The following is a 22250-nucleotide window of genomic DNA, read 5'->3' as shown; positions in this document are numbered from 1 at the left end:
CGCGCGGGCCGTCAGTTGGCCGAGGTGAGCTGCCGCAAGGAGTGCTCGACCAGCGTGATCATGACCTCCTTGGCCGACGAGCGCCGCCGCACGTCGCAGAGCATGACGGGCACGTCGTCGTCCAGGTCGAGCGCGATGCGCACGTCCTCCACGCTGTGCCGCTGGGCGCCGTCGAAGCAGTTGACGGCCACCACGAACGGTGTGCCGCGCTGCTCGAAGTAGTCGACGGAGGGGAAGCAGTCGGTCAGCCGCCGGGTGTCGGCGATCACGACGGCGCCCAGCGCGCCGTAGGACAGCTCGTCCCACATGAACCAGAACCGCTCCTGTCCGGGGGTGCCGAACAGGTAGACGACCAGCCCTTCGCGGATCGTGATGCGGCCGAAGTCCATCGCGACGGTCGTGGTGTTCTTGCCTTCGACGCCGTCGAGGTCGTCGATGCCGATCCCGCGGTCGGAGAGCACCTCTTCCGTGCGCAGCGGCTTGATCTCGCTGATCGACCCCACCAGGGTGGTCTTCCCGACGCCGAACCCGCCCGCGACCAGGATCTTGAGCGCGACGGGGTCCTCAGAGAGCACGGAGTCCATTGATCACTTCCTTGAGAATGCGCTCATTCGACCGCGCACCTCCGGCGGAGGGCGACGTCACCGAGATGAGGCCGTTGTCACGCATGTCACCCAGCATGACCCGGATGACACCGACGGGCAGGTCGAGCTCGACGGCGAGATCGGCCACCGAGATCGGGTTTCGCGCTGCCCGCAGGATGTGCCGCTGTTCGGGGCCGAGGTCGTCGCCGTCCGCCTCGGGGTCGCCGAGGGTGCGCACGGTGGCCACGAGGTCGAACATGTCGCCCGACGACCGTGTTCTGCCGCGAATCAGAGCATAGGGGCGGACGACGGGTCCCGCCTCCTCATCGAACCACTGCGGGCCGTCGCTCATGACGCTCCAGCGCGCGGATTGGTCGTGATGTGCTGGCCCACCCGCTTGACCAGCATCGCCATCTCGTATGCGATCTGGCCGACGTCCACGTTCGCCTCGGCGATCACGGCCAGGCACGTGCCCTGGCCGGCCGCCGTGACGAACAGGAACGCCGACTCCATCTCCACGATGGTCTGGCGCACGTCACCACCGCCGAAATGCCGTCCCGTGCCTCGGGCGAGGCTCTGGAAACCGGCGGCAACGGCGGCCAAGTGCTCGGCGTCCTCACGGGTCAAACCCTTCGAGTGGCCGACGGCGAGCCCGTCGGTCGACAGGATCACCGCCTGGCGCACCGCGGCGACCCTGGTGGCAAGGTCGTCGAGCAGCCAGTTGAGCTCACCGGTGTTGGCGGTCGGCACAGTCATGCATCCCCCTTAGTCATGGCCCCTCCTCAGGAGCTTCTTCTCGGGCGCGTTGGGTTCCCCGCTGGAAGGCGGAGAACAGGTCGCGTACCTCGTCGGGAGAGCGTTCTGCCTGCCGCTCCTGCTCCGGCGGTGGTTGTTTGAGCTGCGGTGCGAGGCTGGCCTGGCGGACGCGTCGCGGCAGCCCGTTGTGGGTGCCGGAGGTCACGACGGCCAGCGCCTTCTTCCGCGTACGGCTGGGCAGCTCGGCCTTGCCGTCGCCGCCCGCCGCCTCCAGGGCGCTCTGCTCGGTGACGACCGAGCGCGGCACCAGCACGATCGCGGTCGTGCCGCCGAAGGGGGAGCGGCGCAGCAGCACGTTGATCCCGTGCCGCTGGGCCAGCGTGGCCACCACGAGCAGGCCGAGCCTGTCGCTGTCGGCCAGGTCGAACTCCGGCGGCTTGGACAGCAGCGCGTTGTAGCGCGCGTAGTCGGTGGGCGACAGCCCCAGCCCCCGGTCCTCGACCTCGATGGCGTAGCCGTTGCTGACGAGGTCGCCGCGCACCTGGACGGTGGTGTCGGGCGGCGAGTAGATGGTGGCGTTCTCGATCAGCTCGGCGACGAGGTGGGTCAGGTCGGCGGCGACGGTGCCCTCGACGGCCCCGGCCGGCATGGTCTCGACCGAGACGCGGGTGTAGTCCTCGACCTCGGCGATCGCGGCTCTGACGATGTCGATCACCGGCACCGGCTTGCGCCAGGCCCGTCCCGGCGCGGCGCCGGAGAGCACGATGAGGCTCTCGGCATGCCGACGCATGCGGGTGGTCAAGTGGTCGAGGCGGAACAGCTCTTCGAGCCTGTCGGGGTCGTGCGTACGCCGCTGCATGCCGTCGAGCAGTGCGAGCTGGCGGTGCAGCAGGCCCTGCTTGCGGCGGGCGAGGTTGAGGAAGACCTGGCCGATCCCGCGCCGCAGCGCGGCCTGGCCGACCGCCGCGTCCACGGCGGTGCGCTGCACGGAACCGAAGGCCCCGGCCACGTCGGTGATCTCAGCGGAACCGCTCACCTTGATCGGCTTGGCCTCCTTCCGTACGTCGACGTCCTCACCCTTGCGCAGCCGCGCCACGATCGAGGGCAGCCGCTGCTGCGCCAGCTCGACCGCGGCGGCACGCAGCCCGGCCAGCTCTCCTGCGAGGCGACGACCGAAGCGTACAGAGATGATGATCGACGCGAGCACGGCGATCAACCCGAGGCCGCCCGCGACGGAGATCCTGGCGAGGGTGGAGGCGGCGGCGCTGGAGGCGCGATCGGCCAGGATGGCGGTGGAGGAGGCGTTGAGGTCGTCGAGGCGGGAGGCGAGCCGGTCCATGGTCTCGTGCCAGGCGGTCATGTTCTGCGGCGGCGCGCCCGTTTTGATCACGCGGTCTTCGAGCGAGACGAAGGTCAGGTAGGGCTCGGTGGCGAAGACCTGCTCGTACGGCCTGCGCAGCGCCACGTCGAGTCCGGCGAGGCCGCGCGAGTAGAGGAACTTCCTGGAGGCGGCGTATTCGGTGAAGGCGGTCGCCTCGGCCTCGGTGAGCCGCCGGCCGCCGCGCTTGCCGACGAGGAGCGCGTTCTCCCTGGAGATGTACTCCCTGGCGTGGCCCATGGCCTGCAGCGATGACGCCTGCTGGGAGAGCTTGAGGTCGGGGAGCGTGACGATGTGGTCGTAGACGGCGAAGAGGGCGTCGAGTATGCGGTTGTAGGCGTTGAGCCCCGACAGCCGCGACGCGGAGCCGTTGTCGATGTTGGCCCGGATGGCGGTGAGGTTGTCGAGCGCCTTGTCGAGGGCTTGGACCGGGCGGCGGAGTGTGCCGTCCACGGCGCCGCCCGCCTCGGTGACGGCCTTGCGGAACTCGGCGACCGAGCGGTCGGTGCGGGCTCGCTGGGCGCGTACCACGTCGGAGAGTTGACGCGTTGTGACCGTCTCGGCGGAGCGTACGCGTTCGGCCTGGAGCTGTGTTCCCAGGTCCATGGAGGTGACGCCGATGGTGGAGTAGAGGGTGTTCGCGCGAAGCAGTGACTGTGCGTCGCCCATGGTGAGGTTGAGAACGAAACCCCACAGCGCGCTCAGAGACAGGAGGGGTAGCAGCAGTAATAAGAAGATCTTGAACCGAATAGACCGGTTTCGCGAGCCCATGTCCCAACCTCGAGTCGGGGGCATTTCCACACCTTGTGTAAATACACCTCCGGAAGATCGCACAGGAGACTAGCACCGATTATGCTTCCGGCGCAGTGGGAGGAACGCGTTCATTCCCGTGATTATTGGGACAAGATCTCCCTCTCGCGGCCTCTTCCGGACAGCACACCCCACAGCCACACGAGCGCCACCAGCGAGATCACGACGAGTCCCGCCCAGTTCACCACCGTGTACACGTGCACCTGCCAGGCCGTCACATCCGGCAGCCGGCCGATGCGCAGCAGCTCGAACTGCCACGGACGCCCGGTCAGCACGAGCGTGATCGCGATGGCGATGGCGCTCATCGAGTCCCACAGCGCGTGCAGCAGCGAGACCCCGAGGTAGGTCGTCAGCACCGGCGCGGAGAACCGGCCGCGCGCGGCGAACAGCGCGCCGCCGGCGATGGCCGTCCACAGGCCGTGGCCGACGGGGGTGAGGATGCCGCGCAGCACCTCGGTCTCCACGAGCTGGGTCAGCGACAGCCCGTCGGCGGTGAACAGGGCGTTGAAGGCGTACCCGGCGCTCTCGAACGCGGCGAAGCCGAAGCCCACGGTCGCGCCCAGCACCACGCCGTCCCTGGTGAAGCGCCTGGCCACGTGACGGGTGACGAACACCAGCGCGGCCAGCTTGACGCCCTCCTCGATGAGGCCCACCAGCACGTACATCAGCAGCGACGGGCGGATCAGCCAGCTCTCCAGCAGCGAGGCCCCGAGCACCCCGAGCACCCCGCCGATCATGAACGCCTTGAACAGCAGCTCGACGGTCACCACCGGCGAGCGGCCCCGCCCGTAGGCCCAGACCACGAACGTCACCGGCACCAGGAAACTGCCGATCAGCACCACGGTCGGCACGAGGTTGGAGTTGGCCGTCCAGGCGGTGACCACGACGGTCGCCAGCCACAGGACGAAGCCGGTCAGGAAGATCCGCAACCACAGTCTCTTCATCTCGTCAGCTCCTCGACGGCGAGCACGGCGGCTCCGTCGCCCGCGTCGGAGCCCGCGATCGCGATCCGGCCGAAGCGCCCGCGCGCCGCGTCCGCAGGGGACGGTCCGTCCGGGTGGAACTCATGCCAGGGCCGCCGATATTCCGGGGGAATCGCGTGCCCCCAGCGGTGCACGGTGATCGCCGCGATGCCCCGTCCCGGGTCGAAACCGGCCGGGCCGAGCAGCCTGGCGAGCTGATCGCGCACGGTGTGCTCGAAGACCTCGTACGGCGTCCTGAACAGCTCGCGCCGCCCCGCCGCCGAGCCCGCGTCGGGACCCAGCTCGGAACGGCACGGCGCGGCCAGCAGCCGCACCCGGTCTGGCGGCGCGAACTCGGCGGCGCACCAGTACGCCCCCGTCCACCGCACCCTGCGCACCCCCAGCCGCCGCCACGCCTCCGGGTCGCTCAGGCGCACCTCGGCGGTCAGCAGCGGCACGCGCACGGCCCTGGACAGCGCCCTGCGCCGCTCCTCCGGCAGATCGGGCACGAGGTACGGGACGGCCGCGCTCGGGCAGGCCAGGATGACGGCCCCGGCCTCGACCGTGCGCACCAGGTGGCCGTCGAAGTAGCCGACGGTCGCCGCACGCGCGCCGTCGCGCACCGACACCACCGGGCTGGACCACCGCACGGGGACGTCCGGCGGGGCCGGTCTGGTACGGGACGCTCCGTGCCACTCGGCCCGTACGGTCGCCGAGTTGTACCGTGACGGCCTCGACCGGTCCAGCCCCAGCCCGCCGAAGCCCGGATAGCCGGTGCCCCAGGCGTCGATCGCCCCGAACGCCCGCGTGTCGTAGCCCCACTCGGGCGCCGACATGGTGCGGCAGAACCGCTCGGCGTCCGGGTGCGCGCCGCACACCTCGCGCAGGAACGCCGAGTACGTCAGTCCCGCCAGCCGCTCCTCCTTCGCCTCCGCCGACAGGCCCGGCAGCCAGTCGGGCGGGTCGCCGTACAGGGTGCGCAGGTCTTCGCGCGCCTGCCCGTCGATCGGCAGCCGGTCGATCCAGCCGGGGCCGGAGAGCGTGACGAGCGTGTCCGCGCCGAAGCTCTCCCTGTCGCACATCACGGCGTCGAACGCCACGCCCCTGCGCAGCGGCTCGCGCCGCGCCCCGCCCTCGGGATGGTTGTCCAGCACCAGCACGCGGTCGCGCGGCCGGCGGCGCGACCACTCGGCGGCCGCCTCCAGCCCGCTGCGGCCCGCGCCCACGACCACCAGCCCGTACCGCTCGCCCGTCGGCACGGGGGTGCCCGCGTGCGCCCAGAAGCGCCCGTCTCGCAGCGCGTGCGGGACGCTGAGCGCCTCACCGGTGTCGCCGAGCACTGTAAAGGGCGTACGGGGCGCGGGCGGCCCTGAGGGCTGCTGGGCCGCCCGCGCCGGCACGGCGGCGGACGGGGCGGCGGACGGGGCCGCGGACGGGGCTGCGGACGGGGCGACGGTCGCGGCCACGCAGCCGGCGGCGATCCCGTCGAAGAAGTCGCGGCGGGAAATGGGAACGTCCATGCCGAGATCGCGCGGGGTCAGGCTCATGCCGCGATCATCGGCAGCGCCCGGGAAAAGCCGCACAGGGACGCGCAGCGCATCGGCGAACATTTTGCCCGCCCCATTACGGATGATGCCGCTTTGTGGATGCATCAGCCGAGGTGAAGCCCGTTGCGCAGGGCGAACGGTAAATGGCTCACGAAGCCGCGTAATACCGCGGATAGCGCCGTTGTACGGCCCCTCGCGCGCCACTTCCTCTAACGTTTCTCAATGCCGCTGGAGTGAAATGGAGAACCCATGCGTCAAGCAGTTTCCGGCATATTTCTGAGCGCACTCGTACTCGCCGGATGTTCCGCCGCCGACAAGCCGCCCGCCCCGGCCGCCACCGCGCCGTCCGCGCCGTCGGCCGCCGAGACCGACCGGCTGCGCGCCGCCCTGCTGCCCGTGCCCAAGGGCATGCAGGTCGCCTACGGGCCCGAGACCGGCGCGTTCGGCTCGCTCAAGTCCACCCAGCAGGGCCTGGAGGCGGTACGCCAGGCCAAGCTCCAGCATCCCGAGTGCGCGGGCGCGGCCCAGCTCGACGCGGCCAAGGCCGAGATCGCCCAGTCGCCCGCCGCCGTGGTCGCCTTCTCCGCCGAGCGCGGCTCCATCAGCCAGGCCGTCGTATCGCTGCCCGAGCCCGACTTCCCCGCCGCGCTGCCCGAGAAGTGCACCTCGTACACGGCCGACGTCGGGGGCACGCCGGTCACGTACACCACGCGCACGCTCGAGATGCCCGCCAAGGGCGACCAGTCCCGCGCCTACCTGACCACCGCCAAGGGCGGCGACCAGAACGCGCAGATCGGCTCCGTCATGATCAGGCGCGGCACCACCGTCATGTCCATGCTCGTCGTCGGCCGCCAGGTGAAACCCAAGGGCCTCTACGAGCTGGCCGACCTCGCCGACCAGAACCTCGCCAGGGCGAGCAGATAGCTCACCAGCTCGCGAAGAGGTCCACCACCACCGAGGCGCGGGGAGTGCGCTCGACGTAGATCTCCCGCCCGTCGCGCCGCCGGGAGATCAGCCCGGCCGACTCCAGCCGGTTGCAGTGGTAGCTGACGGCGTTGGGCGCGTAGTCGACGCGTCTTGCCAGCGCGCCCATGGTCAGGGGGCGCTCCAGCGCGATCAGGATGGCCGCGCGCACGTCCCCGACGAGCAGGCGCAGGCGGTCCTCGCGCCGGCACGGCGGCAGGTCGGCGCCCGGCAGCGGGTAGCCGAGCCAGACGGCCTCGGGGCCGTCGAGGCGGGAGATGAGCGCCTCGGGGCCGGCCAGCATGGGCATGAGCACCAGGCCGCGCGAGCCGATCGTGAAGTGCTCGGGCTCGAAGTCGGGGAAGCTGAGCGTGTCGTCGCGGTAGCGGCAGTTGGGGTGCAGGCTGTTGAGCAGGACGTCGAGCGAGCGGCGCGCGGCGGCCACCGCCACCCGCTCGACCTCGCGTTCCAGCAGCGGCCGCGCCCGCTCCCAGACCGGCCGCATCGCCGACCAGACCTCCTCCAGGAGGGCGGCGTAGCCGTGCAGCCAGCGCTGCGGCTGCGTGAGCGCGGGCCGCCAGTGCTCGGGCGGGCGCCCGCCGACGATCGTCTCCACCTCCGCGACCAGCGCGTCGCCCGGCAGGTCGCGGAGCATGTCGAGCTGGTCGGGCACGGTGAGGTCGCGGGTGAACTCACCGGGCAGCACGAGGTCGGGCAGCACACTGAAGCCGGGGCTGGCGAGCGAGCGCACCACCGTCGGGTCGGGCCGGCGCGCGGCCGAGCGCACCAGCCGCCGCCACGACTCGGGCGCGCCGCGCGCGCGGCCCGCCAGGGCGTCGGTGATCAAGGCGAGCATCGACAGGCCGGGCGTCAGGGTGACCGTCACCGGCACGCGGTCGATGCGTTCGATGAGCAGGCTCGTATGCACGAACGCGCCCCTTCACCCACTACGTCACACTTATCGCTTCGTCATCATATGTAGATTTAGGTGACGCTGCGTCACATGACGTCTCAGATGAGGACGTGGTCGTCCGGGCGGCCGACGAAGGAGAACTGGGCGTTACGGGTCAGCTTGATGTGGTCGGCCTGCCAGGTGTGCATCTTCGTGTCGGCGCTGCGCCAGTACACGAAGTTGAACCGGTCGGCGGAATAGATCTTGACCCCGTCTTCCTTGAGCCGGCGGACCAGGTGCGTGTCCTCACCCCGGGTGATGTCCGCGAACTGGTACTTGCGGAACAAGTCCGCCTTGCCGAGGAAGGTGCCGCCCTGCACCAGCCACGAGTAGCGGTGCTCCAGGCCGGGCAGCCGCAGCATCGTGGTGTTGATGCCTTCGAAGTACGCGTAGTGCGCGCCCTTGCCGACCAGCTCGGCATCGGAGTAGTCGAAGGCCCTGACCAGGTCGGACAGGTAGTGCTCGCCGTAGAGGTTGTCGTCGTCCATCTTGGCGATCAGCTCGCCTTCGGCGGCGGCGATGCCGAGGTTGAGGCAGGCGCCGAGGCTGAGCGAGGGGTCGGCGGGCAGGACGACGACGTCGGTGACGCCGGCCATCCTGGCCTTGTCGGCCACCACGACGGGGTCGATGTCGAGGCCGTGCAGCACCATGACGAGCTGGAGCGGCCGGTGCCGCTGCTTGGCCACCGACGAGATCGCGTGCTCGATCTGCGAGGCGCGGTTGGTGGGCAGCACGACGCTGATCGAGCGCGAGCGCGGCGTCACCTTGTGGCCGAGGCTCTGCAGGATCTGGTCCACGCGGTGGGAGAACAGGTGCTTGTCGAAGACCTCGCGCATCGCGAGGTGCCCGAGGCGGGCCCGCAGCTCGGGGCTGTTGATCAGGTGGAGCACCTGGTTGTACGCCTCGACGGGCTCGCGCGCGATGGGGATGAGGTCGCCGAAGGTCTCCTCGATGGCCCGCGACCACCCGGACACCACGGGGGTGGCGCAGGCGGACAGCTCGAAGACGCGCCGCGCGCACATGGTGGGCGAGTCGAGCACGGAGTTGACGTTGAGGAAGACCTTGTACATCCGGTACGCGGCCAGCATCTGGTCGTAGGGCAGCTCGCCCACGATGTGCGGCCGGTACTTCTCGGGCCAGGCGTACTTCTCGTCGACCTCGCCGTTGCGGGCGAAGATGTGCAGGCCGAGCTCCCTGACGGGGTCGAGCACGATCTCCATCTGCTCGCGCCGCTCGGGATGCTTGTCGCGGAAGTACATCCCGGCGAAGACCACGTCGTGCAGGCGGCCCTTGTTCTGCTGGATGGGGTTGTGCACGCGCGGCTGGGCGGCGAACTGCAGCACGTCGACGCGGTCGTGCCCGAGGACCTCCCGGTATTTCGGGATCATGTCACCGTCGCAGGTGAACACGTAGTCGAAGAGCTTGGCCGTGTCGATGAAGAAGTCGAAGTTCGGCGGGTCCTCCTTGTTCCAGAAGACCGTGGGGATGCCCTCCCGCTTGCACCAGGCGACCAGCTCGCGCAGCGGCTCCTTGGGAGCGTTGGTGCCGGTCATCTGGTAGCGCCAGCGGCCCTGGTTGCCGTGCCAGGCCGACTCGCAGAACAGCAGGTCGGGGCGCTTCTCGGCGAAGATGTCCGGCCAGTCCTTGAGCCCGAACTCGATCTGGTCCCACTCGTAGCGGAAGGCCATGCGCGAGAAGTCGTCGAGGATCACCGCGACCTTCAGGTCGGGCCGGTTGATCGGGCCCTTCGGCCATTTGACCGCCGGCACCTCGACGAGCGGCGGCCGGTTCTCGGCCTGCTGGATGGCCTCGCTGACCGGCATCGGCGGCTTGGGCGCGCGCTCCCGCGACCGCACCGCCTCGACGATCTTCCTGGGCTTCTTCGAGCCCAGGGCCTCGCCCAGCTTGTACGTGCGCTTGGCCTGCGTGGCCTCCAGCTTCCATGTCGCGTACGCGGCCTTGGCCTCGGCGATCTCCAGCCGCTTGCGCAGCTCCCTGATCTCCGCCTCGTAACGCTCGACGAGCTTGCGCTCCTCGGGCAGCCAGTTGACGGGCCCGAGCCGTTGATACGTGGGCTGTTCGGGGGTTTCGGCCATGGTGGTACGCCTATCGCTCAGCGGAGGTGTTTCATACTACGGCGGGGTTTGCCGCTATTCGGGGCGTTTGGCCTGAGAGGCAGGCGCGAGGTTGTCGCCCTTCAGCCAGGCGGCGATCACCGTGGCAATGCGCGGGCCCGCCTTGCCGTCCCACAGCACCGGCAGCTCGCCCGCCGGGGTGGCGGCGCCGTCGGCCAGCGCCTTCTCCGCGGCGACCGGCAGCAGCGCGGGCGTGACCAGGCGGTTGGTGCCGTGCGTGATCGTGATCGGCCGCTCGGTGTTGGGCCGGACGGTCAGGCAGGGGACGCCGAGCATGGTCGTCTCCTCCTGCACGCCGCCGGAGTCGGTGACGACGAGCGCGGCGCCGCGTACGAGTGAGAGAAAGTCCACATACCCGAGAGGGTCGATGACCTTGACGGTCTCGCCGTCCACGAGACCGGCCTCGGCCAGCCGTGCCTTGCCGCGCGGGTGCACCGGCACCACGACCGGGACCTGCCGCGAGACCTCCAGCACCGCGTCCACCAGCTCCTTGGCGGCCTCGGCGGTGTCGACGTTGGCCGGGCGGTGCAGGGTGGCCACCGCGTACCTGCCGGGCAGGCCGAGCCTGGCCTTGATCGGCGCGGGGTCGAGCTTGGGCAGCGCGGAGAAGAGGCTGTCGATCATCGGGTTGCCCACGAGGTGCACCTTGTGGGCGGGCACGCCCTCGGACGCCAGGTACGACAGCGCTTCGGGCGAGGTCGCGAACAGCACGTCGGCCAGGGCGTCGGTGACGACCCTGTTGACCTCCTCGGGCATGCTGCGGTCGTAGGAGCGCAGGCCCGCCTCCACGTGCGCCGTCGGCACCCCCAGCTTGGCGCAGACGAGGATGGCGGCCAGCGTCGAGTTCACGTCGCCGTACACCACGACCAGGTCGGGGTCCTGCTCCTGCACGACCTCTTCGAGGCCGACGAGCAGCGCGGCCGTCTGCTTGGCGTGGCTGCCGGACCCGACGCCCAGATTGGCCACCGGCTCGGGCAGCCCGAGGTCGGCGAAGAAGACGTCCGACATGAGCGCGTCGTAGTGCTGACCGGTGTGGATGATGCCCTGCCGCACGTCGAGCTCGCCGAGTGCCCGCACCACCGGGGCCGCTTTCACGAAATTGGGGCGAGCGCCCAATACGTGCAGGACCAGGGGGTTCTCCCTCATTGACCTCGCCTTTCATAGCGGAAGGGAAAAAACGCTGCCTATGGTACGGTCCCACCGTGGCATCCGACGCCAGTCGTCAAGACTCCTCCCGTACGAACGACCGGGTCTCCGCGAAGTCCGCCCGTGCCGGCGTCGGTGGGCTTCTGAGGGGGTTCGTCAACCACCCCGTCATCGTCTCCCGCGTCGTGTGGACGAAGGTCAGGACCGACCCGGTCCGCGTGGCACAGGCCGCGGCCGAGACGCTTCCGCCGAGGCTGCGTCCCGTCGTGGGCAGCGTCGCCTGGCCGGCCGCCCGCAAGGCCCGCCGCATGGTCCGCAAGTTCGGCATGCGCGTGGTCAAGGGCCCGTGGAACGAGGCCAAGGAGCACTGGGACGCCGGGCGGATCAGCGAGGCCGCCGCGGTGCTCGAGGCCCACACCAAGTACCCGTTCGTCAAGCGCAGGGCCGCCTACTACCGGGGCGAGCTGGCGGCGATCAGCCCCGACCCCATCCCGCCGGCCCCCAAGGTCGCCATCCTCAACCGCGTGCCCAACCGGGTGCTCCACCTCGTCACGAACGCGCTGCCGTACACGCAGGCCGGCTACACCGTGCGCACCCACCGCATCGTCACCGCCCAGAAGGCCGCGGGCATCGACCCGCACGTGGTCACGAGCTGGGGCTGGCCGATGCTGCAGGGCCACGCCGACGCGGCGCCGTATGACGAGATCGACGGCATCCCCTACCACCGGCTGCTGCCCGAGCCGCACATCGAGATGCCGTTCGAGACGCAGGGCCGCATCATCAGGGCCGCCGACCGGGTCACCAAGCTCGTGACCGAGCTGCGCCCGCAGATCCTGCACGCGGCCACCGACCACCGCAACGGCTCGGTCGCCCACGCCGTGCGCGACCGCACGGGCACGCCGTTCGTCTACGAGGTCCGCGGCTTCCTGGAGGAGACCTGGGCCTCGCGCAACCCGATCAGGGTCGGCAGCCAGCGTCACGTGCTGCAGCGCGAGCGCGAGGCGTTCCTCATGCGCGAGGCCGACGCGGTCGTCACGCTGGCCGAGACCATGGCCCAGGAGATCGTCGAGCGCGGCGTGCCGCGGGAGAAGATCCACCTCGCGCCCAACGCCGTGGACGACTCGCTGCTCACGGCGCAGTACGACGGCGCCTCGTTCCGCAGCGCGTACGGCATCGCCGACGACGAGATCGTCGTCGGCTCGGTGTCGAGCATCGTGGCCTATGAGGGATTCGCCACACTGCTGCGGGCGGCGGCGCTGCTGCGCGACGAGGGCTCTCCCGTGCGCGTGCTGCTCGTCGGCGACGGCACCGAGCGCGAGAACCTGCTCCAGCTCGTCGAGGAGCTGGGGCTGAAGGACGCGATCCTGCCCGGCAGGGTCGGCCCCGACGAGGCGCTGCAGGCCCAGGACGCGATCGACATCTTCGCCTGCCCGCGCGAGGACCTCCGGGTCTGCCGACTTGTTACGCCATTGAAACCCGTCGAGGCCATGGCGCTCGGCAAGCCGGTCGTGCTGAGCGATCTGCCCGCGCTGGCCGAGCTGATCGGCACCGACGGCGCCGGGATGCTCGTGCCACCAGGCGATCCTGAGGCGCTGGCCAAGGCCATCGCCGGGTTGCGCGACGACCCCGCCAAGCGCAGGGAGATGGGCGAGGCGGGCAAGGCCGAGGTCGCGGCCAAGCGCACTTGGAGCCGCGTTGCCGAGACTTATCAGGCTCTATACCGTTCACTTACCGAACGTTGACCGTTCAGATGGCTGTCTCTTGTGACTGGTTCGCTCGCATTAGGCGTGAGCTAGGTGGACTTGAGATAACCTTTGCCACCATGAAGTGTTGTTTCCGGCTCCCAAAGGCACAGCTGTGACAGAAATCGACTTGGCTGTCATCGGTCTGGGCTACGTCGGCATGCCGCTCGCCAAGGAGGCGGTGAGCGCCGGCCTCCGGGTCGTCGGCCTCGACGTGGACCCGGTGAAGGTCGACTCGCTCAACGCCGGGCGGTCGTACATCGACGACCTGACCGACGCCGACCTCGAGCACATGCTGGCCAACGGGTTCAGCGCCACGCTCGATGAGACCGTGCTGGCCAGAAGCAACACGATCGTCATCTGCGTGCCCACCCCGCTGGACGAGGACCACCGCCCCGACCTGTCCGCCGTGGAGGGCGCGACCAAGGCCGTCGCCCGCAACCTCACCAAGGGCACGCTCGTCGTGCTCGAGTCCACCACCTGGCCGGGCACCACCGACGAGGTGGCAAGGCCGCTGCTCGAAGCGTCCGGCCTCGTCGCCGGCGAGGACTTCCACCTCGCCTTCTCGCCCGAGCGCATCGACCCGGGCAACCCCAAGTTCGGCCTGCGCAACACGCCCAAGGTGGTCGGCGGCTACACCCTCGCCTGCCGTGACCGGGCCATGGCGTTCTACGGGCGGTTCGTCGAGCGGGTCGTGCCGGTCAGCGGCACCCGCGAGGCCGAGATGGCCAAGCTGCTCGAGAACACCTACCGGCACGTCAACATCGCGCTCGTCAACGAGATGGCGATCTTCTGCGACGAGCTGGGCATCGACCTGTGGGAGGCCATCGAGGCCGCCTCCACCAAGCCGTTCGGCTTCCACAAGTTCCTGCCGGGGCCCGGCGTCGGCGGTCACTGCATCCCCGTGGACCCGTCGTACCTGTCGTACACGGTGCGCAAGCTCGGCTACCCGTTCCGGTTCGTCGAGCTGGCGCAGGAGATCAACGAGCGGATGCCGTCGTACGTGGTCGCCCGCGCCCAGCGCCTGCTCAACCGGCACAAGAAGGCGGTCAACGGCTCCAAGGTCGTGCTGCTCGGCGTCACGTACAAGCCGGACATCGCCGACGAGCGCGAGACCCCGGCGCTGCCGGTGGCGCGGGCGCTCCTGGAGCTGGGCGCCGAGCTGTCGTTCGCCGACCCCTACGTCAAGGAGTGGTCGGTCGACGGCACGCCCATCAAGCGTGAGGAGGATCTGGCGGAGGCCGTGACGAGCGCGGACGTGACGCTGCTGCTGCAGCAGCATGCCGCGTTCGATCTCGACATGGTCGAGGCGAAGGCCAAGCTCGTGCTGGATACCCGCGGCGTGCTCGCCGAGGGTGAACGCGTCGAGCGGCTGTAGCGACGGAGGGCTGCGCGCAGTGCACGTGCTCGTCATGACGGTGGTGCATAACCCCGAGGACGCGAGGATCCTGCATCGGCAGATCCGCGCTCTCGTGGACGCCGGTCATGAGGTCACGTACGCCGCCTCCTATACCGCGCACGGCGTCGTCCCCAGGCCCTGGGTGAACGGCGTCGACCTGCCGCGGGCGGCCCAGCGCAAGCGGATCGCCGCCGTGCTCGCGGCGCGGCGGCTGTTCAAGCGCATGCGCGACAAGGTCGACCTGGTCCTCATCCACGACCCCGAGCTGCTGTTCGCCGTGTGGGGCGTGCGCAACAGGCCGCCCGTCGTGTGGGACGTCCACGAGGACACCCCCGCCACACTCTCGCTCAAGCCGTGGCTGCCCGCGATCCTGCGCCCGCCCGTACGCTTCCTCGCCCGCCTGCTGGAGGGCACCGCCGAGCGGCACCTGCACCTGCTGCTCGCCGAGACGGCGTACGCGGGCCGGTTCAAGCACGCCCACCTCATCGTGCCCAACGAGACGTGGGTGCCCGACACGGTGACGCCGCCCGGCGACGACCGGGTGGTCTACCTCGGGTGGCTGTCGCGGGCGCGCGGCGTGTGCGAGGCGGTCGAGGTCGCCAAGCTGCTCCAGCCGTACCGGGTCGCGGTCGAGCTCATCGGGTACGCCGACCCGCAGAGCCGCCCCATACTCAACAAGGCCGTCACCGAGGGCCTGCTGGAGTGGCGCGACTTCATGCCCAACGACGAGGCGCTCAAGCGGCTCGACGGCGCGCTCGCCGGCCTGTCGCTGCTGCACGACGAGCCCAACTACCGGCACTCGATGCCGACGAAGATCGTCGAGTACATGGCGCACGGCATCCCGGTCATCACCACGCCGTCGCCGCGCGCGGTCGAGCTGGTCGAGCGCTACGACAGCGGCGTCGTGGTGCCATGGGAGGACCCGAAGGCGGTCGCCCAGGCGGTGCTGACGCTGCGGGACGACGAAGAGGAACGGCGGCGGCAGGGGGCGCGCGGCTACGCGGCGGCCCGCGCGAACCACCACTGGCCCAACTCGGCCAAGCGGTTCGTGGCACAGCTGGAGGCCTGGGCCGGGGTCAAGCCGCCGCTCAAGTCGTGACCCACGAGGGGCGGGTAGGTTCCTGAACGTGCGCTGGCTTTTACTGGTCGCGGGCGCAGCCATCCTCGCGGTGATCGCCGCGGTGGTGCTCGTCCTGCCGTTCGGCGGCTCCGAGCCGACGGCCGCGCGGTCCCCGGTGGCCAAGCCGTCGAGCACGCTGCCGACGCCGAAGGTGAGCGAGTTCACCGACCCCTGTGGAACGTTCGACACCGGCGAGATCGCCCCGTACGCGGTGACCGGCTACTGGATCACCCCCAAGTCGAACCCCTGCACCTGGCGCAAGCAGCTCCAGGAGATCCACCGCGTCGGCGGCGACACGATCATCAGGATCGGCTACGGCCTGCAGTTCCGCACGGTCACCGCCTCCGGCCAGGTGCGCACCAAGGACGGCGAGATCGACTCGCTGTACCAGGCCTGCGTCGAGGACGGCATGAGCTGCCACGACGCCGCCGAGCGCGACCTGAAGGCGGCCAACCCCAAGAACCGCATCGGCCGGGTGTACGTCTACAGGACCGACGAGGCGTTCGGCCCCGGCCTGTACCGCTGCCCGCAGATGGAGCACTCCATCGAGGCGGGCAAGCGCATCTACTACCGGCTCATCACCCAGGCCGACGGCTCCGACGACGCCACCTGCGACTTCAGCAGCAAGGCGCAGTCGTACGACATGATCCTGGTGGCCGGATCGCCGTCCGACAGCCTGAGAGAGCTGCTCGACCTGGGCGACCGGTTCGGCATGCGGATCTTCCCGGCGCTGCCGCTCGCCCCGCGCGATCACCAGACGCCGACCCGGGCGGAGAAGCGCCACATCGGCACGCTCACCACCCTGACCAGGCGCATCCTGCAGGACTACGGCCGGCGCTTCGCCGACCGCGAGTCGCTCGGCGGCGTCTACCAGCCGTTCGAGGTGCAGATGTCGGCGACGCTGGCGAGCAACCCGACGCTCGAGGTCTACGCCGACCAGCACCGCATCGTGCAGCAGGAGCTGCCGGGCAAGCCGATCCTCATCAGCCCCTACCTCGACGCGCGCAAGCGGGTGGCGTTCGGGCAGACGCCCAAGCAGGTGGCCGAGGGCTTCAAGGCGCTCGCCCGCACCGGCGTCGGCATCATCGCGCCGCAGGACAGCCGCGGCACCGGCAAGGTGGGGCTGTTCTGGCCGGACGAGCGCGACACCGAGGTGGACGAGCGGCTGCGGCCGGTGGTGGGCGAGTCGACGTACGGGACCGCCTACCACGGCTCCACCCGCGACTACTACCGCGCGATGTCCGAGGCGCGCGACCAGATGATCGACGAGGGCCACCACGTGCAGCTCTGGGCCAACGTCGAGGTCTTCGAGCCGTCCGGCGACAAGCCGTGCGCGCCCACCGGCACCCGCGGCAAGACCGACAAGCAGCGCCTCGACCAGGCGGTCACGATGGCCGGCCGGTACGTCCAGAAGATCGTCTCCTACATGTGGAGCGACTTCATGACGTGCGGCGAGCCGTCCATCGAGCAGGAGGTCATCAAGGACTGGCAGCGCCCCATCGCCGTGGACGCCATCAGGCGGCCCCGCGAGGCCGACGACGGCGTGGAGGTCCGCGGCTACAACCTCGACCTCGGCACCGTCACCATCCAGTGGTCCGGCGGCACCGAGGAGCGGGACATCGCGAGCACCGGCTACCTCGACCGCGACCCCATCGAGGAGGAGCTGCCCGAGGGCATGGCGGCGGCGTGGGTGCCGTTCGACTGGACGCGGGTGCCGCCCGGCGAATGGGTGCGCATCGGGGTCAGGCTGCCGTCGGGCCAGGCCACGACCGAGCAGCTGCACGTCCGCATCGCGGCACCGGCATGACGTGCCGGTCGACGCACGGTTCGCTGCGTTCATACGAATGCGTGTAACGTGCCGGGCATGGTCCCGCGCATCCCGGTCAGTGTCGACCTGGTCGTGCTCACCGTGCGCAACCAGGCGTTGAGCGCTCTCGTGTGGCGCCGCGACAACCCGCCGTTCCTGCGCCGCTGGTCGCTGCCCGGCGGATTCATCCAGCTCGACGAAGACCTGCCGGCCGCCGCCCACCGCATCCTGTCCGAACGCGCCGGGCTGCCCGGCGCGCCCGTGCACCTGGAGCAGCTCCAGACCTACGGCTACCCCGACCGCGACCCGCGCCAGCGCGTGCTCAGCGTCGCCTACCTCGGCCTCGCCCCCGACCTGCCGGCCTCGGAGAAGGCCCACATGAGCTGGCAGCCGATCGACTCGCTGACCGTGATGGCCTTCGACCACCGGCGCATCATGCTCGACGGCGTCGAACGCGCCCGCGGCAAGCTCGAGTACACCTCGCTCGGCGCGGCGTTCTGCCCGCCCGAGTTCACCGTCGCCGACCTGCGGCGGGTCTACGAGATCGTCTGGGGCCGCACGCTCGACCCGCGCAACTTCCACCGCAAGGTCACCAAGGCCGAGGGCTTCCTCGTCGAGACCGGCGCCACCACCACCCGCGACGGCGGGCGGCCCGCCAAGCTCTACCGCCGCGGCCCCGCCGAGCTGCTCCACCCGCCCATGCTGCGCAGTCTCAAGGAACAGGGCGGTCTCGAACAATGAGTGGACCGGGTGATGCCACACCCGGCCGTTCCTCTTAAGGTGATGCCATGCCTCGTTTCCGCCAGATTCTGGACACCATGGCCCCCTACACCCCGGGCAAGGCGGTCGTCGCGCCCGACGGGCGGTCGTACAAGCTGTCGTCCAACGAGTCCCCGTACGAGCCGCTGCCCTCCGTGGTGGAGGCCATCGCCGAGGGCGCGCGGACCATTCACCGCTACCCCGACGCGGGCGCGGTCAAGCTGACCGAGGCCATCGCGGAGCGCTTCTCCGTCCCGGCCGAGCACGTCGCGCTGGGCGCCGGCTCCGTGACCGTGGCGCAGCAGCTCTTCGAGGCGGTGGGTGAGCCGGGCGCCGAGGTGGTCTACGCCTGGCGGTCGTTCGAGGCGTACCCGCTGCTCGCCGACCTGGCCGGGGTGACGTCCGTACGGGTGCCGCTCGCGGGCGAGGACCACGACCTCGACGCCATGGCGGAGGCGATCACCGACAGGACCCGCATGGTGTTCGTGTGCAACCCGAACAACCCGACGAGCACCGCCATCCGCAGGGCCGAGCTGGAGTCGTTCCTCGACCGGGTGCCGCAGGACGTGCTGGTCGTGCTCGACGAGGCCTACCGCGAGTACGTGCGCGACGAGGACGTGCCCGACGGCCTGACCCTCTACCGCGACCGGCCCAACGTCGCCGTGCTGCGCACCTTCTCCAAGGCGTACGGCCTGGCCGGGCTGCGCGTCGGCTACATGATCGCGCACGAGCCCGTGGCCACCGCCGTGCGCAAGACGATGGTGCCGTTCGCGGTCAACCACCTCGCCCAGGTCGCCGCCATCGCCTCCCTGGCCGCCGAGGACGAGCTGCTCGACCGGGTCGAGCAGGTGGTCAAGGAGCGCACCCGCGTCCGCGAGGCGCTGATCGGCCAGGGCTGGACGGTCCCGCCCACCGAGGCGAACTTCGTCTGGCTGCGGCTCGGCGAGCGTACCCAGGACTTCGCCGCCGCCTGCGCCGCCGAGGGCGTCGCGGTGCGGCCGTTCCACCCCGAAGGCGTGCGGGTGTCGATCGGCTCGCCCGAGGCCAACGACGCCTTCCTCGCCGTCGCCGAGCGCTTCCCCCGCTGATCAGGCGCTCTGCGGGCTGGTCGTCGTCTCGCCCGCCTGTGCGGGGGCCGGTGCCTTCTTCGCGCGTCGCTCTGTCGAGACCACCAGGGCGACGCCGATGAGGATCACCACGCCGCCGAGCACGATCTGCGCCGTCACGTGCTCGTTCACCACCAGCACGCCCAGCACGACGGCCACGGCCGGGTTGACGTAGGCGTACGTGGAGACCAGCGAGATCGGCGCGTTGCCGAGCAGCCACGTGTACGCGGTGAAACCGACCAGCGAGCCCACCAGCACCAGGTAGGCGAGCGCCGCCCACGACCGCACCGACACCGCGGCCAGGTCGGCGTGCTCGCCGATCGAGGTGCTGACGACCGCCAGCCCGGCGCCGCCCGCCAGCATCTCCACCGCGCTGGCCGTCCACACGTTGGGCGGCATCGGGATGCGGCTGGAGATGAACGAGCCGATCGACCACGACAGCGAGGCCAGCAGGATCACCACGATCCCGGTCGTACCGGCCTCCTCGCCGCCGCCGCTGAGCGACAGCGCCGCCACGCCCCCGAATCCGACCAGCACCCCCGCCACCGTCAGCAGAGCCGGCCGGTCGCGGGCGATGATCCGGAACACCACCAGCCACAGCGGCACGCTGGCCACGAGCAGCGCCGCCAGCCCGCTGGAGATATGCTGCTCCGCCACGGCCACCATGCCGTTGCCGCCGGTCAGCAGCAGCAACCCGACAAGCGCGGCCCCGCCGAACTGGCGCGGCGTCATCGTGAACGCGGCCTTGCCCTTCGTGATGAGCAGGAACGCCGCCAGCAGGAGTGAGGCGGTGACGAACCGCGTGGCGCCGTGCAGCAGCGGCGGCAGCGTCTCGATCGCGATTCTGATGCCGAGGTACGTCGAGCCCCACACGACGTAAACAATCGCCAGCGCGCCCCAGACGAGGAGCGGGGATCGGCTGACAGGAGCGTTTGCACTCATGGCTCATGACTGTACAGCTCGGGCATGACAAATCACCCGCGAATATTCCGCCTCAGACCTCCCACCCCCTGACCTATCCGACGCCCTGGAGCATCCCGGACGCCCGCCCACCCCACCGGCCCGCTCCGCTCCCAAGCGCCCATCCACACACCCCGCGCCCCGCGCTCGCGGTCTGGCGCCCCGCGCCCCGCGCCCCTCACGCTCGCGGCCGTGCGGTGGCCGTCGGGTGGGCGCGCTCCGCGCCGGGCTATCCGCTCGGCCTCGCCGGAGCAAGGGGGCGGATCCGGGCAGGGAGGGCTTACAGGGCCGATTCTGGGGGGCGTTCAGGATGGCCGAATCCCCCAGAGCCGCCCGTGCGGTGGCGGACGCTCACGGTGGCGTACAGGCGCGCATAGCCGCTACTCCATGGACCGGTCCCGATCGTCATTCCCGCAATCAGACGGAATCGCCGTAGAAAAGGTACAAAAAGGTACGAAAAACGCCCCCGTGTCGGGCGGGATCAACGCACCGGAGCGCCGACGACGATGGGGATTTGGTGCCCCCGTCCGAATCCCGTCGATCGGGGGCGTCGGAGAACATACCCGCATCTCCACGGGTCAACCAATCCGTTGACAAAAGTGCGCCCGCAATGTCCCCGAAGCGGACACACCCCGGTCAACGTCCGGACCAAGAAAGCCGGACCAAGAAAGAAGGCCGGCCCGCACAGAGCGGACCGGCCTCGTCGTCCCGGCTCAGCGGGGCCCGAGCTTCTCCACGATCAGCCGGTAGAGCTGGCGCGGACGCCCCGGCTGCGGCGTGCGGTTCGGCGGAAGCGGCCACGCGAGTCCCTCGTCAACCAACGTGCGCAGCAACCGCCGTGCCGTACGCGGCGTGACCCCGAGCATCTTGCCCGCTCCCTCGGCGTCGACCACCGTGTCGCCGCCTTCGAGCTTGGCCGCCAGCCGGGCCAGTACCTCGACTCCTTTCGGTTTCAGTGCGGTGGCCCCGCTCGGCGGCATCCGCGGAGCCGGGATCAGCGCCCGGCCCTCGCGGTCCACCGCGAAGCCTTGTGCCTGCTTGCCCGCCTGCGTGCGCGCAAGCGCGGCGCGGGCGTGCGACTCGGCGTCGTGCGTCGTGCGGCCCATGCCCACGCCGACCTCGACCGCCAGCCCCAGCTCGTCCCTGATCCTGGCGGCGAACGGCAACACCCTGAACCCGTCCGTGGCCGCCGCGACCGAGCCTCTGGTGGCGGTCACCAGATAGCTGTGATCGTCGATGGGCCAGACGGTGGCGTTGATCCGGTTCGCCTCCTGGACCAGCAGCCGGTGCAGGGACAGCCGCAGCTCGTCGCGCCAGTAGCGGGGCGCCGCACGCCGTACGGGCTCGCGCAGCGTCGGCACCTCCACCAGCACGACGGTGAGTTGCGACTCCTCCAGGCGGTGGTGCGCTCCGAGCAGCGCCGCGGTGTGCAGCGCCGTACGGACCGCCGCCGAGGTCGGCCGGATCCTGATGACGGGCACGCCCGCCGTTTGCAGGCGTTCGGCCACCGCGGGCAGGCACGTGAGCGCGCCCGTGGTGGCGCCCTGCCGGGCGAGGCGTTCGTGGTAGGCCGCGATGGTGCCGGTGGCGCCCGGCTCGTCGCGGCTGTGCACGTCCGTCGCGGGGATGCCGAGGTCGGTGTACGCCTCCTCGACGTCGGCCCTGGTGACCACATCGATGCTGACCCGTTTCGGGTCGATGCGGGTGTCGAGCGCCGCCTTGGCGAGCGCCGCCACCAGTGCCGCTCCGCCGAGCTGCACGTACGTCGCGGGCATCGTCAGCACGCCTGAACGCCGGGCCAGGTCGTAGGGGACCGGGCTGGCGAACAGGCACGCGTCGACACCGGGACCGAGCCGCGTCACCTTGTCGGGCGCCTCCTGCTCGTCGCGGTAGGCCGCGGCGACCAGGCGACACGGCAGCGGCGCCGCGGCGTGTCCCATCAGCATGACTCGCTCGACCAGGTCGTGGGGTCCGACCACGCCGATGGTGAGGTCCGGTGTCATAGCGCCCGGGCGTGACACTCGGGGAGTTTCTTCGGCCCTCTCGACCAATGTTCGTCCCATCCTGCCGTCCGTTGCAGTGCTCTCTTTTGGAACGATCGCTCGCGGGGGCCGTAATGTCACG

General features: G+C 70.5%; 18 protein-coding genes. 7 read left to right on the top strand and 11 right to left on the bottom strand.

Annotated features, from left to right (window positions below):
• Window positions 1–11: 11 nt before the first annotated feature.
• The 6 genes from ACGFIM_RS17290 to ACGFIM_RS17265 all read right to left on the bottom strand — a co-directional run bounded on the left by ACGFIM_RS17290 (window position 12) and on the right by ACGFIM_RS17265 (window position 6037).
• The gene (locus ACGFIM_RS17290; RefSeq protein ID WP_393201124.1) at window positions 12–584 is read right to left on the bottom strand and encodes an ATP/GTP-binding protein; all 573 of its coding nucleotides are present in this window, start codon (window positions 582–584) and stop codon (window positions 12–14) included.
• Entirely contained in the window at window positions 565–936 is a 372-nt protein-coding gene (locus ACGFIM_RS17285; RefSeq protein WP_393201122.1) for a DUF742 domain-containing protein, read from the bottom strand. The genes ACGFIM_RS17290 and ACGFIM_RS17285 overlap by 20 nt, the downstream gene beginning before the upstream one ends.
• Window positions 933–1340 carry a roadblock/LC7 domain-containing protein gene (locus ACGFIM_RS17280; protein ID WP_393201120.1) on the bottom strand — a complete coding sequence of 136 codons (408 nt, stop codon included), beginning with the start codon at window positions 1338–1340 and terminating at the stop codon, window positions 933–935. Before ACGFIM_RS17280 ends, ACGFIM_RS17285 begins: the two co-directional genes overlap by 4 nt.
• Before the next feature lie 13 nt (window positions 1341–1353).
• Window positions 1354–3387 carry a nitrate- and nitrite sensing domain-containing protein gene (locus tag ACGFIM_RS17275; protein WP_393201118.1) on the bottom strand — a complete coding sequence of 678 codons (2034 nt, stop codon included), beginning with the start codon at window positions 3385–3387 and terminating at the stop codon, window positions 1354–1356.
• Window positions 3388–3611: 224 nt separating this feature from the next.
• Entirely contained in the window at window positions 3612–4472 is an 861-nt protein-coding gene (locus tag ACGFIM_RS17270) for a PrsW family intramembrane metalloprotease (protein WP_393201116.1), read from the bottom strand.
• Window positions 4469–6037 carry a hypothetical protein gene (locus ACGFIM_RS17265; protein WP_393201114.1) on the bottom strand — a complete coding sequence of 523 codons (1569 nt, stop codon included), beginning with the start codon at window positions 6035–6037 and terminating at the stop codon, window positions 4469–4471. Before ACGFIM_RS17265 ends, ACGFIM_RS17270 begins: the two co-directional genes overlap by 4 nt.
• A gap of 249 nt (window positions 6038–6286) precedes the next feature.
• Here ACGFIM_RS17265 and ACGFIM_RS17260 point away from each other — a divergent pair, with 249 nt between their 5' ends.
• Window positions 6287–6961 (top strand): hypothetical protein, encoded by a 675-nt coding sequence (locus ACGFIM_RS17260; RefSeq protein WP_393201112.1) that lies wholly within the window; start codon window positions 6287–6289, stop codon window positions 6959–6961.
• A gap of 1 nt (window position 6962) precedes the next feature.
• Here the strand turns inward: ACGFIM_RS17260 and ACGFIM_RS17255 are convergent, their stop codons facing one another.
• The 3 genes from ACGFIM_RS17255 to wecB all read right to left on the bottom strand — a co-directional run bounded on the left by ACGFIM_RS17255 (window position 6963) and on the right by wecB (window position 11233).
• Window positions 6963–7928, bottom strand: coding sequence for a winged helix-turn-helix domain-containing protein (locus ACGFIM_RS17255; RefSeq protein WP_393201110.1), 966 nt, complete (start codon window positions 7926–7928; stop codon window positions 6963–6965).
• Between the two features lie 83 nt (window positions 7929–8011).
• Window positions 8012–10048: a glycosyltransferase gene (locus ACGFIM_RS17250; protein WP_393201108.1), complete on the bottom strand. Its 2037-nt coding sequence runs from the start codon at window positions 10046–10048 to the stop codon at window positions 8012–8014.
• 54 nt (window positions 10049–10102) lie between these two features.
• Window positions 10103–11233: a non-hydrolyzing UDP-N-acetylglucosamine 2-epimerase gene (gene wecB / locus ACGFIM_RS17245; protein WP_364061858.1), complete on the bottom strand. Its 1131-nt coding sequence runs from the start codon at window positions 11231–11233 to the stop codon at window positions 10103–10105.
• A 56-nt stretch (window positions 11234–11289) separates the two neighbouring features.
• Here wecB and ACGFIM_RS17240 point away from each other — a divergent pair, with 56 nt between their 5' ends.
• From ACGFIM_RS17240 to hisC, 6 genes are all read left to right on the top strand, one after another.
• Window positions 11290–12975 (top strand): glycosyltransferase family 4 protein, encoded by a 1686-nt coding sequence (locus ACGFIM_RS17240; protein ID WP_393201105.1) that lies wholly within the window; start codon window positions 11290–11292, stop codon window positions 12973–12975.
• 130 nt (window positions 12976–13105) lie between these two features.
• Window positions 13106–14353, top strand: coding sequence for a nucleotide sugar dehydrogenase (locus tag ACGFIM_RS17235; RefSeq protein ID WP_393201103.1), 1248 nt, complete (start codon window positions 13106–13108; stop codon window positions 14351–14353).
• Between the two features lie 19 nt (window positions 14354–14372).
• Window positions 14373–15473, top strand: a complete 1101-nt coding sequence (locus tag ACGFIM_RS17230) for a glycosyltransferase (protein WP_393201101.1) — start codon at window positions 14373–14375, stop codon at window positions 15471–15473.
• A gap of 28 nt (window positions 15474–15501) precedes the next feature.
• Window positions 15502–17301, top strand: coding sequence for a DUF4434 domain-containing protein (locus tag ACGFIM_RS17225; RefSeq protein ID WP_393201099.1), 1800 nt, complete (start codon window positions 15502–15504; stop codon window positions 17299–17301).
• Window positions 17302–17358: 57 nt separating this feature from the next.
• Window positions 17359–18042, top strand: a complete 684-nt coding sequence (locus ACGFIM_RS17220; protein ID WP_393201097.1) for an NUDIX domain-containing protein — start codon at window positions 17359–17361, stop codon at window positions 18040–18042.
• A 47-nt stretch (window positions 18043–18089) separates the two neighbouring features.
• A complete protein-coding gene (hisC, locus tag ACGFIM_RS17215) occupies window positions 18090–19148 on the top strand; it encodes a histidinol-phosphate transaminase (RefSeq protein ID WP_393201095.1) in 1059 nt (352 codons plus the stop codon).
• On the opposite strand, the gene ACGFIM_RS17210 is transcribed toward hisC, so the two are convergent.
• Both ACGFIM_RS17210 and ACGFIM_RS17205 read right to left on the bottom strand, forming a co-directional pair.
• The gene (locus ACGFIM_RS17210) at window positions 19149–20108 is read right to left on the bottom strand and encodes an EamA family transporter (RefSeq protein ID WP_393201093.1); all 960 of its coding nucleotides are present in this window, start codon (window positions 20106–20108) and stop codon (window positions 19149–19151) included.
• A gap of 731 nt (window positions 20109–20839) precedes the next feature.
• Window positions 20840–22129: a GTP cyclohydrolase IIa gene (locus ACGFIM_RS17205; RefSeq protein WP_393201091.1), complete on the bottom strand. Its 1290-nt coding sequence runs from the start codon at window positions 22127–22129 to the stop codon at window positions 20840–20842.
• Between the last annotated feature and the right edge of the window lie 121 nt (window positions 22130–22250).

The organism is Nonomuraea sp. NPDC049309, assembly GCF_043196965.1.
Classification (GTDB): domain Bacteria; phylum Actinomycetota; class Actinomycetes; order Streptosporangiales; family Streptosporangiaceae; genus Nonomuraea; species Nonomuraea fastidiosa.
This window is presented reverse-complemented; position numbering and strand designations above follow the sequence as displayed.

Excerpts from the sequence above, each read along its gene's own strand:
- ACGFIM_RS17290 (WP_393201124.1), bottom strand. The coding sequence starts at position 584 with ATGGACTCCGTGCTCTCTGAGGACCCCGTCGCGCTCAAGATCCTGGTC.
- ACGFIM_RS17285 (WP_393201122.1), bottom strand. The coding sequence starts at position 936 with ATGAGCGACGGCCCGCAGTGGTTCGATGAGGAGGCGGGACCCGTCGTC.
- ACGFIM_RS17280 (WP_393201120.1), bottom strand. The coding sequence starts at position 1,340 with ATGACTGTGCCGACCGCCAACACCGGTGAGCTCAACTGGCTGCTCGAC.
- ACGFIM_RS17275 (WP_393201118.1), bottom strand. The coding sequence starts at position 3,387 with ATGGGCGACGCACAGTCACTGCTTCGCGCGAACACCCTCTACTCCACC.
- ACGFIM_RS17270 (WP_393201116.1), bottom strand. The coding sequence starts at position 4,472 with ATGAAGAGACTGTGGTTGCGGATCTTCCTGACCGGCTTCGTCCTGTGG.
- ACGFIM_RS17265 (WP_393201114.1), bottom strand. The coding sequence starts at position 6,037 with ATGAGCCTGACCCCGCGCGATCTCGGCATGGACGTTCCCATTTCCCGC.
- ACGFIM_RS17260 (WP_393201112.1), top strand. The coding sequence starts at position 6,287 with ATGCGTCAAGCAGTTTCCGGCATATTTCTGAGCGCACTCGTACTCGCC.
- ACGFIM_RS17250 (WP_393201108.1), bottom strand. The coding sequence starts at position 10,048 with ATGGCCGAAACCCCCGAACAGCCCACGTATCAACGGCTCGGGCCCGTC.
- wecB (WP_364061858.1), bottom strand. The coding sequence starts at position 11,233 with ATGAGGGAGAACCCCCTGGTCCTGCACGTATTGGGCGCTCGCCCCAAT.
- ACGFIM_RS17220 (WP_393201097.1), top strand. The coding sequence starts at position 17,359 with ATGGTCCCGCGCATCCCGGTCAGTGTCGACCTGGTCGTGCTCACCGTG.
- hisC (WP_393201095.1), top strand. The coding sequence starts at position 18,090 with ATGCCTCGTTTCCGCCAGATTCTGGACACCATGGCCCCCTACACCCCG.
- ACGFIM_RS17210 (WP_393201093.1), bottom strand. The coding sequence starts at position 20,108 with ATGAGTGCAAACGCTCCTGTCAGCCGATCCCCGCTCCTCGTCTGGGGC.
- ACGFIM_RS17205 (WP_393201091.1), bottom strand. The coding sequence starts at position 22,129 with ATGACACCGGACCTCACCATCGGCGTGGTCGGACCCCACGACCTGGTC.